Source organism: Pseudomonas sp. D8002, assembly GCF_013385695.1.
Lineage (GTDB): Bacteria > Pseudomonadota > Gammaproteobacteria > Pseudomonadales > Pseudomonadaceae > Aquipseudomonas.
Genome location: NZ_JACAPM010000075.1, coordinates 17,515 through 28,180 on the forward strand (window position 1 = coordinate 17,515; position 10,666 = coordinate 28,180).

The 10,666-nt window shown below is 61.3% G+C and carries 9 protein-coding genes; all 9 read left to right on the forward strand.

Translation table 11 applies throughout. The features are described 5' to 3' along the window. Positions 1-57: 57 nt before the first annotated feature. The 9 genes from arcC (at position 58) to HX807_RS31360 (ending at position 10,588) form a co-directional block, all read left to right on the forward strand. Positions 58-987 (forward strand): carbamate kinase, encoded by a 930-nt coding sequence (arcC, locus tag HX807_RS31320; RefSeq protein WP_087692649.1) that lies wholly within the window; start codon positions 58-60, stop codon positions 985-987. An 18-nt stretch (positions 988-1,005) separates the two neighbouring features. Continuing rightward, the gene (locus HX807_RS31325; RefSeq protein ID WP_003220051.1) at positions 1,006-1,368 is read left to right on the forward strand and encodes a DUF5064 family protein; all 363 of its coding nucleotides are present in this window, start codon (positions 1,006-1,008) and stop codon (positions 1,366-1,368) included. A gap of 199 nt (positions 1,369-1,567) precedes the next feature. Beyond that, positions 1,568-3,076, forward strand: coding sequence for a sigma-54-dependent transcriptional regulator (locus tag HX807_RS31330; protein WP_102605962.1), 1,509 nt, complete (start codon positions 1,568-1,570; stop codon positions 3,074-3,076). A 402-nt stretch (positions 3,077-3,478) separates the two neighbouring features. Next, on the forward strand, positions 3,479-3,862 hold the full coding sequence (gene gcvH / locus HX807_RS31335; protein ID WP_177052184.1) for a glycine cleavage system protein GcvH: 384 nt from the start codon (positions 3,479-3,481) through the stop codon (positions 3,860-3,862). 10 nt (positions 3,863-3,872) lie between these two features. Continuing rightward, positions 3,873-6,719: an aminomethyl-transferring glycine dehydrogenase gene (gene gcvP, locus HX807_RS31340; RefSeq protein ID WP_102369778.1), complete on the forward strand. Its 2,847-nt coding sequence runs from the start codon at positions 3,873-3,875 to the stop codon at positions 6,717-6,719. Positions 6,720-6,860: 141 nt separating this feature from the next. Then, the gene (locus HX807_RS31345; RefSeq protein ID WP_003220047.1) at positions 6,861-8,237 is read left to right on the forward strand and encodes an L-serine ammonia-lyase; all 1,377 of its coding nucleotides are present in this window, start codon (positions 6,861-6,863) and stop codon (positions 8,235-8,237) included. Positions 8,238-8,276: 39 nt separating this feature from the next. Continuing rightward, a complete protein-coding gene (gene gcvT / locus HX807_RS31350; RefSeq protein ID WP_177052186.1) occupies positions 8,277-9,401 on the forward strand; it encodes a glycine cleavage system aminomethyltransferase GcvT in 1,125 nt (374 codons plus the stop codon). A gap of 390 nt (positions 9,402-9,791) precedes the next feature. Continuing rightward, entirely contained in the window at positions 9,792-10,004 is a 213-nt protein-coding gene (locus HX807_RS31355) for a cold-shock protein (RefSeq protein ID WP_003220045.1), read from the forward strand. Positions 10,005-10,099: 95 nt separating this feature from the next. Beyond that, entirely contained in the window at positions 10,100-10,588 is a 489-nt protein-coding gene (locus HX807_RS31360) for an RDD family protein (protein ID WP_017475695.1), read from the forward strand. Positions 10,589-10,666: the final 78 nt, after the last annotated feature.

A 10,666-nucleotide genomic window follows, 5' to 3' on the forward strand; every position in this document is an offset into this window, starting at 1 on the left:
CCGCTCCCACATTTGGCCCGGTGTTCACAACGCTGGATTCTGGAAGGACAACCTTATATGCGTATCGTCGTTGCACTGGGCGGCAACGCCCTTCTGCGCCGTGGTGAACCCATGACCGCAGACAATCAACGGGCCAATATCCGCATCGCCACCGAACAGATCGCCAAGATCCACAAAGGCAACGAGCTGGTGATTGCCCACGGCAATGGCCCGCAAGTGGGCCTGCTGTCGCTGCAGGCTGCCGCCTACACCCAGGTTTCACCTTACCCGCTGGATGTGTTGGGAGCCGAAACCGAAGGCATGATCGGCTACATCATCGAACAGGAACTGGGCAACCTGCTGGACTTCGAAGTGCCGTTCGCCACACTGCTGACCCAGGTCGAAGTCGACGCCAAGGACCCGGCCTTCCAGAACCCGACCAAACCCATCGGCCCGGTGTACTCCAAAGCCGAAGCGGAAAAACTGGCCGCTGAAAAAGGCTGGGCGATTGCCCCCGATGGCGACAAGTATCGCCGCGTGGTGGCCAGCCCACGGCCAAAACGGATCTTTGAAATCCGCCCGATCCAGTGGCTGCTGGAAAAAGGCAGCATCGTGATCTGCGCCGGTGGCGGCGGGATTCCGACGATGTATGGCGAAGACGGCAAGCTCAAGGGCATTGAAGCCGTGATCGACAAAGACCTGTGCTCCTCGTTGCTGGCCGGGCAACTGGACGCCGATTTGCTGGTGATCGCCACCGACGTCAATGCCGCCTTTATCGACTTCGGCAAGCCCACCCAGAAAGCCATCGGCCAGGCACACCCGGACGAAATCGAAAAGCTCGGCTTCGCCGCCGGCTCCATGGGACCCAAGGTCCAGGCCGCGTGCGAGTTCGCCCGCCAGACTGGAAAAACCGCAGTGATCGGTTCACTCTCGGACATCGAAGCAATTGTCCAGGGCAGCGCCGGCACCCGCATCAGTACCGCAAAACCTGGCATCACCTACCTGTGAAGTAGAGGAGAAACGCCTATGGCTACCTTTGAACCTGGTCACCTGCACATCGAACGCCACGCGCTGAACAAGGATGACTACAGCTACAACCTGTGCATCGACTACGAAGTCAGCCAGGACCCAAAGGAAGGCAAGGGAATGCTCTTCAAGATGCACGGCACGGTGCAGGGCAAGGAGCTCAAGGAAGAGTTCTTCCTGCCCAAGGACCAGTCGTTCGACTTCGCCCGGCAGGCGATGAACATCGCGCAGAAGTACGGCATGCCGAAGATTGCCGTGCTCAATGGCCAGATGCACAAGCAGTACGATTTGATGTTTGAAGATGTGCGCCATCAGTTGGATGTGAAGCCTGGGGATCCGGTCAAACCCGAACACCTCGAATAACCTGATTTCCCAGGCACCAACTATCAAATGTGGGAGCGGCGGTGCGACGATTCGACTTGCTCGCGAATGCGGTGTGTCAGCTAATACATCCGGTGACTGACACACCGCATTCGCGAGCAAGCCCGCTCCCACATTTTGATCTCTATCTTCTCCAAGGCATACTTGCCACCTCTCGCTCGCCAGAACCAAAAACAGCCCCATGCGTATCCACGTCAGCTTCATCGACCGCGTCGGCATCACCCAGGAAGTCCTGGCCTTGCTCGGTGGGCGCAATCTGAACCTGGATGCGGTGGAAATGGTTCCGCCCAACGTCTACATCGACGCCCCGACCCTAAGCGCCGAGGTACTGGAAGAGCTGCGTGATGCACTGTTCAGCGTGCGCGGCGTGCAAGCCGTGACCGTGGTCGACATCCTCCCCGGCCAGCGCCAGCACCTGCAACTCGATGCCCTGCTCGCCGCCATGACCGACCCGGTACTGGCCCTGGACAGCGCCGGCAAGATCCTGCTGGCCAACCCGGCGCTGATCGCCTTGTACGGTCGTGAACCCGCCGGGGAAAGCATCAACGAACTGTTCGACGACCCAACCCTGCTGGCCACCCTGCTGGAACACGGCTTTCGCCTGGCCCTGCGGGAAATCAGCGTCAACGGCCAGACCCTGCTGCTGGACGCCACGCCGATCACCGACGCCGGCGCCCTGCTGACCCTGTACCAACCCAACCGCATCGGCGAACAACTGTCGGCGCTGCACCATGACCACGCCGAAGGTTTCGACGCGTTGTTGGGCGAGTCTCCGGCGATCCGCACCCTCAAGGCGCGGGCGCAACGGGTGGCGGCGCTGGATGCACCGTTGTTGATCCAGGGCGAGACCGGCACCGGCAAGGAGCTGGTGGCCCGTGCCTGCCACGCCATCAGCGCACGCCACAGCGCGCCGTTCCTGGCCCTGAACTGCGCGGCGCTGCCGGAGAACCTGGCCGAGAGCGAACTGTTCGGCTACGCCCCCGGAGCCTTCACCGGTGCCCAGCGCGGCGGCAAGCCGGGGCTGATGGAACTGGCGAACCAGGGCACGGTGTTCCTCGACGAGATCGGCGAGATGTCACCGTACTTGCAGGCCAAGCTGCTGCGGTTTCTCAACGACGGCAGCTTCCGCCGGGTGGGCGGCGACCGTGAGGTGAAGGTCAATGTGCGGATCCTCAGCGCCACCCACCGCGACCTGGAAAAGATGGTCAGCGAAGGCACCTTCCGCGAAGACCTGTTCTACCGCCTCAACGTGCTCAACGTCGAAGTGCCGCCCCTGCGCGAGCGCGGCCAGGACATCCTGCTGCTGGCCCGCTACTTCATGCAGCAGGCCTGCGCGCAGATCCAGCGCCCGGTCTGCCGCCTGGCGCCGGGCACCTACCCGGCGCTGCTGGGCAACCGCTGGCCGGGCAACGTGCGGCAATTACAGAACGTGATCTTCCGCGCCGCGGCCATTTGCGAAAGCAGCCTGGTGGACATCGGCGACCTGGACATCGCCGGCACCTCGGTGGCGCGGCAGAACGATGGTGAAGTCGACAGCCTGGAGCAGGCGGTGGAAGACTTCGAGCGCGGGTTGCTGGAGAAGCTCTATGTCAGCTATCCGTCCACGCGCCAGCTGGCCAGCCGCCTGCAAACCTCCCACACCGCCATTGCCCATCGCTTGCGCAAGTACGGCATTCCCAACAAGCCCTGACTGACTGCACGCGATCAACATGTGGGAGCGGGCTTGCTCGCGAATGCGTTGGGTCAGTCAATACATTCGGCACTGACATACCGCTTTCGCGAGCAAGCCCGCTCCCACATTTGATCTACGGCGCCCTCAAAAGCGACCTCCGCCCGTACTGAAAGCGCTACAGTGGAACGATATCGATACACACCGTCTTAGGCGTCGCCATGCAAGGCTTTGATCCTCATAGTCTTTTTTTCAACGGTCCAGCTGTAGCGATATCGCTACAACCACCTTCCGAACATCACCCGCCATAATCAGTAACTAATTGTTTTATAACGATAAAAAAACATTGGCCGCAATTTTGCTAAGCAACTCCCCATTATTCCAATCCCGTCCACCAGACGAATCTGGCCCTGAGGAGTTTCCATGAGCGAGTTGCGCTTTACTGAAGATCACGAATGGCTGCGCGCCGAAGCCGACGGCAGCGTGACCGTGGGCATTACCGCTTTTGCGCAGAACGCGCTGGGTGATGTGGTTTTCGTGCAACTGCCTGAGCTGCAGTCCTACGACAAAGGGGCAGAAGCCTCCACCGTTGAATCGGTCAAGGCCGCCAGCGGCGTATACATGCCATTGGACGGCGAAGTCCTCGAAGTAAACGACAAGCTGGAAGGCAGCCCCGAGCTGGTCAACGAAGACCCGATGGGCGAAGGCTGGTTCTTCCGCTTTAAACCGGCTGATGCCGACGCAGTAGCTAAGCTGTTGGATCAGGATGCGTATGACCGCCTGATCAAAGCCAACGCTGAAGCCTGAGGAGCGCGCCATGACTAATCTGACCACCGCCAACGAATTCATCGCCCGCCACATCGGCCCGCGCCAGGACGACGAGCAACACATGCTCGCCACCCTGGGCTTTGATTCCCTGGAAGCCTTGAGCGCCAGCGTGATCCCGGAAAGCATCAAGGGCACCGCTGTGCTGGGCCTGAGCGACGGCCTGAGCGAAGCCGACGCACTGGCTTCGATCAAGGCGATTGCCGCCAAGAACGAGCTGTTCAAGACCTACATCGGCCAGGGCTACTACAACTGCCACACACCGTCGCCGATCCTGCGCAACCTGCTGGAAAACCCGGCCTGGTACACCGCCTACACGCCGTATCAGCCGGAGATTTCCCAGGGCCGCCTGGAGTCGCTGCTGAACTTCCAGACGCTGATCAGCGACCTCACCGGCCTGCCGATCGCCAACGCCTCGCTGTTGGACGAAGCCACCGCCGCTGCCGAAGCCATGACCTTCTGCAAACGCCTGAGCAAGAACAAAGGCAGCAACGCGTTCTTCGCCTCCGTGCACAGCCACCCGCAAACCCTCGACGTACTGCGCACCCGTGCCGAGCCGCTGGGCATCGACGTGGTCGTGGGCGACGAGCGTGAACTGACCGACGTCAGTGCCTTCTTCGGCGCCCTGCTGCAATACCCGGCCAGCAACGGTGACGTGTTCGACTACCGCGAACTGACCGAGCGCTTCCACGCCGCCAATGCGCTGGTAGCCGTGGCCGCCGACCTGCTGGCCCTGACCCTGCTGACCCCGCCGGGTGAGTTCGGCGCCGACGTGGCCATCGGCAGCGCGCAACGCTTCGGCGTTCCGCTGGGCTTCGGTGGCCCGCATGCGGCGTACTTCTCCACCAAGGATGCGTTCAAGCGCGACATGCCGGGCCGCCTGGTCGGCGTCTCCGTGGACCGTTTCGGCAAGCCGGCCCTGCGCCTGGCCATGCAGACCCGCGAGCAACATATCCGCCGCGAGAAGGCCACCAGCAACATCTGCACCGCCCAGGTATTGCTCGCCAACATCGCCAGCATGTATGCCGTGTACCACGGCCCGAAAGGCCTGACCCAGATCGCCAACCGCATTCACCACCTGACCGCGATCTTCGCCAAAGGCTTGGGCGCATTGGGCCTGGCGGTTGAACAAGCCAACTTCTTCGACACCCTGACCATCAAGACCGGCGCGCAAACTGCTGCCCTGCACGACAAGGCTCGCGCCCAGCGTATCAACCTGCGTGTGGTCGACGGCGAACGCGTTGGCCTGTCGGTGGACGAAACCACCTCCCAAGCCGACATCGAAACCCTGTGGAGCGTGTTCGCCGGCGGTAAAGCCCTGCCGGACTTCGCCGCATTGGCTGCCAGCGTTGAAAGCACCCTGCCGGCCGCGCTGCTGCGCCAGTCGCCAATTCTCAGCCACCCGGTGTTCAACCGTTACCACTCCGAAACCGAGCTGATGCGCTACCTGCGCAAGCTGGCCGACAAGGACCTGGCCCTGGATCGCACCATGATCCCGCTGGGCTCGTGCACCATGAAGCTCAACGCCGCCAGCGAAATGATCCCGGTGACCTGGGCCGAGTTCGGTGCCCTGCACCCGTTCGCCCCGGCCTCGCAAAGCGCCGGCTACCAGCAACTGACGACCGAACTGGAAGCCATGCTCTGCGCGGCCACCGGTTACGACGCGATTTCCCTGCAACCGAACGCCGGTTCCCAGGGCGAATACGCCGGCCTGCTGGCCATCCGTGCCTATCACCAGAGCCGTGGCGAAGAACGCCGCGATATCTGCCTGATCCCGTCGTCGGCCCACGGCACCAACCCGGCCACCGCCAACATGGCCGGCATGCGCGTCGTGGTCACCGCCTGCGATGCACGCGGTAACGTCGACATCGAAGACCTGCGTGCCAAGGCTATCGAGCACCGCGAGCACCTCGCTGCGCTGATGATCACCTACCCGTCCACCCACGGCGTGTTCGAAGAAGGCATCCGCGAAATCTGCGGGATCATTCACGACAACGGCGGCCAGGTGTACATCGACGGCGCCAACATGAACGCGATGGTCGGCCTCTGCGCCCCGGGCAAGTTCGGCGGCGATGTGTCCCACTTGAACCTGCACAAGACCTTCTGCATTCCCCACGGCGGTGGCGGCCCGGGCGTCGGTCCGATTGGCGTCAAATCCCACCTGACGCCGTTCCTGCCCGGCCATGCCGCGATGGAACGCAAGGAAGGCGCGGTGTGCGCCGCACCGTTCGGCAGCGCGAGCATTTTGCCGATCACCTGGATGTACATCAGCATGATGGGCGGCGCGGGCCTCAAGCGCGCTTCGCAGTTGGCGATCCTCAACGCCAACTACATTTCCCGTCGCCTGGAAGAGCACTACCCGGTGCTGTACACCGGCAGCAACGGCCTGGTGGCCCACGAATGCATCCTCGACCTGCGCCCGTTGAAAGACAGCAGCGGCATCAGCGTGGATGACGTGGCCAAGCGCCTGATCGACTTTGGTTTCCATGCGCCGACCATGTCGTTCCCGGTGGCTGGCACCCTGATGATCGAGCCGACCGAAAGCGAATCCAGGGAAGAACTGGACCGCTTCTGCGACGCGATGATCGCCATCCGCGAAGAGATTCGCGCGGTGGAAAATGGCTCGCTGGACAAGGACGACAACCCGCTGAAGAACGCACCACACACTGCTGCGGAACTGGTTGGCGAATGGAGCCACCCATACAGCCGTGAACAAGCGGTGTACCCGGTGGCGTCGTTGATCGAAGCCAAGTACTGGCCGCCGGTTGGCCGGGTCGACAACGTGTTTGGCGATCGCAACCTGGTGTGCGCGTGCCCGTCGATCGAGAGCTACGCGTAACCTGATGTGGGAGCGGGCTTGCTCGCGAATGCGGAGTGTCAGTTGATACATCTGGTGACTGACCCGCCGCTTTCGCGAGCAAGCCCGCTCCCACATTGGACCGCGTACATCCGTTCAATAATAAGAAACCGGAGAACAACCATGTCTTTAAGCGTGTTCGACCTGTTCAAGATTGGCATCGGCCCCTCCAGCTCCCACACCGTCGGCCCGATGCGCGCTGCCGCTCGATTCGTCGAGGGACTGAAGCGCGACAACCTGCTGGGCGCCACCACCTGCGTCAAGGTGGAGCTCTACGGCTCACTCGGCGCCACCGGCAAAGGCCACGGCAGTGACAAGGCCGTATTGTTGGGCCTGGAAGGCGAGCACCCGGATACCGTGAACACCGAAACCGTTGCCGCCCGCCTGTTGGAAATTCGCGGCAACGCACGCTTGAACCTGCTCGGCGAACACAGCATTGCGTTCAACGAGAAAGAACACCTGGCGATGATTCGCAAACCCCTGCCCTATCATCCCAACGGCATGATCTTCCGCGCCTTCGACGCCGCCGGCTTGCAGATTCGCAGCCGCGAGTACTACTCGGTGGGCGGCGGGTTTGTGGTGGATGAAGACGCCGCCGGCCACGACCGGATTGTCGAAGACGCCACGCCCCTGACGTTCCCGTTCAAAAGTGCCAAGGACTTGCTCGGCCATTGCGCCACCTATGGGCTGTCCATCAGCCAGGTGATGCTAACCAATGAAAGCGCCTGGCGCCCGGAAGCGGAAACCCGCGCCGGCCTGCTGAAGATCTGGCAGGTGATGCAGGACTGCGTGGACGCGGGCTGTCGCAACGAAGGGATTTTGCCCGGAGGGCTGAAGGTCAAGCGCCGCGCCGCCGCGTTGCATCGCCAACTGTGCAAGCACCCGGAGTCGGCGCTGCGCGACCCGTTGTCGGTGCTGGACTGGGTCAACCTCTACGCCCTGGCGGTCAACGAAGAAAACGCCAATGGCGGGCGCGTGGTGACGGCGCCCACCAACGGTGCGGCCGGGATTGTGCCGGCGGTGTTGCACTACTACATGCGCTTTATCCCGGGGGCCAGCGAAGACGGAGTGGTGCGCTTCCTGCTCACCGCCGCAGCCATCGGCATTCTGTACAAGGAAAACGCCTCGATCTCCGGCGCCGAAGTCGGCTGCCAGGGGGAAGTCGGCGTGGCCTGTTCCATGGCTGCCGGCGCCCTGTGCGAAGTGTTGGGCGGTACGGTTTCCCAGGTAGAAAACGCCGCCGAGATCGGCATGGAACACAACCTCGGCCTGACCTGCGACCCCATCGGCGGCTTGGTGCAGGTGCCCTGCATCGAGCGCAACGCCATGGGTTCGGTCAAGGCCATCAATGCGGTGCGCATGGCCCTGCGCGGCGACGGGCAACACTTCGTGTCCCTCGACAAGGTCATCCGCACCATGCGCCAGACCGGCGCCGACATGAAAAGCAAATACAAGGAAACCGCCCGTGGCGGTTTGGCGGTCAACATTATCGAGTGCTGACGCCTATAAGCGCGTCCGCACGTTTTTCAGGAGCTGAATATGTCCACCGAAACCCTGTTGAAAACCCCGTTGCACGCCTTGCACATCGAACTGGGCGCACGCATGGTGCCCTTCGCCGGCTACGACATGCCGGTGCAATACCCGCTGGGCGTGATGAAAGAACACCTGCACACCCGTGAACAAGCCGGGTTGTTCGATGTGTCGCACATGGGCCAGATCCGCCTGACCGGCGCCGGTGCCGCCAAGGCCCTGGAAACCCTGGTGCCGGTGGACATCATCGACCTGCCGGTGGGCATGCAGCGTTATGCGATGTTCACCAACGAGCAAGGCGGCATCCTGGATGACCTGATGGTCGCCAACCTGGGTAACGGCGAACTGTTCCTGGTGGTCAACGCCGCCTGCAAGGACCAGGACCTGGCCCACCTGCGCCAGCACATCGGTGACCAGTGCACCATCGAGCCACTGTTCGAGGAACGCGCCCTGCTGGCCCTGCAAGGCCCGGCTGCCGTCAGCGTGCTGGCGCGCCTGGCGCCGGAGGTCAAGCACATGACCTTCATGCAATTCGCACCGACCCGCCTGCTGGGCGTGGACTGCTACGTCAGCCGCTCGGGCTACACCGGCGAAGACGGCTTCGAAATCTCGGTACCGGCCGCGAACGCCGAGGCCCTGGCCCGCAGCCTGCTGGCCGAAACCGAAGTACAGGCCATCGGCCTGGGCGCCCGCGACTCCCTGCGCCTGGAAGCCGGCCTGTGCCTTTATGGCCATGACATGAACACCGAGACCACGCCGATTGAAGCCAGCCTGTTGTGGGCAATTTCCAAGGCCCGTCGTGCTGATGGCGCACGCGCCGGTGGCTTCCCGGGCGCCGATGCGATCTTCACCCAGCAACAAACCGGCGTCAGCCGCAAACGCGTAGGCCTGTTGCCACAGGAACGCACGCCGGTCCGTGAAGGCGCAGAAATCGTCGACGAACACGGCACCGTGATCGGCAGCGTCTGCAGCGGCGGTTTTGGCCCGAGCCTGGGCGGCCCGCTGGCCATGGGTTATCTGGACAGCGCTTTCATCGCACTGGATACCGAAGTATCTGCGTTGGTACGTGGGAAAAAGGTGCCACTACGTGTAAGTAAAATGCCATTCGTGCCACAACGTTACTACCGTGGTTGATTGACTGTTCCTATAAGTAACGCGGTTGCGTCAACGTGCACTAATCTGTAACGCAACCGCCACATTAAAGTGCATTGACGATAGTCAATGTTATGTTCAGTCACCTATAACAAGTGACGAATTCTATCGAATAAACGCGTTCCACATTGTGGACAGAAGTGTAACGAGGCCGAGCAAAACCTGGGGTTTTGCCGGGGCTTGTTTTTTCTGTATTAGTTGGCGTAGAGTTTGCCCACTGTGTTTGCATGGGTCGCTTTGAACCTGGACCTGGGCAGTAGCCAAAGTTTGCTACAACCCGTTCGACGTCTCTTACTTTCCTGCAACCCAGCCCAGTACTCTTTCATGTGAAAGGGGCTGTCATTAATTTTTTTGCGTCAAGGAAATAAGAAAATGGCTGATCGTCAGAGCGGTACCGTCAAGTGGTTTAACGACGAAAAAGGGTTTGGTTTTATCACTCCAGAAAGCGGTCCGGATCTGTTCGTCCACTTCCGCGCTATTCAGGGCAACGGCTTCAAAAGCCTGAAAGAAGGCCAGAAAGTGACCTTCATCGCGGTGCAGGGCCAGAAAGGCATGCAAGCCGACGAAGTACAAGCAGAAGGCTGATCCTTGCTGCGACAAAAAGCCCCTGATATGACATCAGGGGCTTTTTTATGGGCGTTCTTCCGTAAAATGGCTTTTTTCCTGCCGAGAGCCATGCCATGTCGAAACACCTGCTGAGCCCCCAAGGCGAGTTTCCCGCCGTAGGCCTGGGCCGTCGTCTGGCAGCGATGTTCTATGACTTCCTGTTGTGCACCGCCCTGCTGATCGTCACGGCCTTCATCTACAAGCTGGTGTGGATGGGGTTTGTCGGTGAGGCCAAGTTGCGGGCGCTTTCCGAATCCGGCGCGCTGGATGGTGATCCGCTGTTGTCGACGATTTTGTTTTTTGTGTTGTTTGGGTTTTTTGCCAAGTTCTGGACGCACTCGGGGCAGACCCTGGGGATGCAGGTTTGGGGGGTGCGGGTGCAGAACGCTGATGGGTCGCGGATTAGTCTGTGGCAGGCGTTGTTGCGGTTTGTGGTGTCGATTGCTTCGTGGTTGTGCCTGGGGCTTGGGTTTATCTGGTCGTTGTTCGACAAGCAGAAGCGTGGCTGGCATGACATCTACTCCGACACGCAGTTGGTGCGGGTTCCGAAGAAAAAGAAGTAGGTTTTCAGGTTGGGGGCATATCCGTTGCTGCGGTTATGGCCGCTATTGGTTCCGCTTTTACAGCGGCTCACTTTTGAA

What these genes read in the sequence shown, in the direction of transcription:
- HX807_RS31330 (WP_102605962.1), top strand. Translation starts at nt 1,568, where the DNA reads ATGCGTATCCACGTCAGCTTCATCGACCGCGTCGGCATCACCCAGGAA.
- HX807_RS31355 (WP_003220045.1), top strand. Translation starts at nt 9,792, where the DNA reads ATGGCTGATCGTCAGAGCGGTACCGTCAAGTGGTTTAACGACGAAAAA.
- arcC (WP_087692649.1), top strand. Translation starts at nt 58, where the DNA reads ATGCGTATCGTCGTTGCACTGGGCGGCAACGCCCTTCTGCGCCGTGGT.
- HX807_RS31345 (WP_003220047.1), top strand. Translation starts at nt 6,861, where the DNA reads ATGTCTTTAAGCGTGTTCGACCTGTTCAAGATTGGCATCGGCCCCTCC.
- gcvP (WP_102369778.1), top strand. Translation starts at nt 3,873, where the DNA reads ATGACTAATCTGACCACCGCCAACGAATTCATCGCCCGCCACATCGGC.
- gcvH (WP_177052184.1), top strand. Translation starts at nt 3,479, where the DNA reads ATGAGCGAGTTGCGCTTTACTGAAGATCACGAATGGCTGCGCGCCGAA.
- HX807_RS31325 (WP_003220051.1), top strand. Translation starts at nt 1,006, where the DNA reads ATGGCTACCTTTGAACCTGGTCACCTGCACATCGAACGCCACGCGCTG.
- HX807_RS31360 (WP_017475695.1), top strand. Translation starts at nt 10,100, where the DNA reads ATGTCGAAACACCTGCTGAGCCCCCAAGGCGAGTTTCCCGCCGTAGGC.
- gcvT (WP_177052186.1), top strand. Translation starts at nt 8,277, where the DNA reads ATGTCCACCGAAACCCTGTTGAAAACCCCGTTGCACGCCTTGCACATC.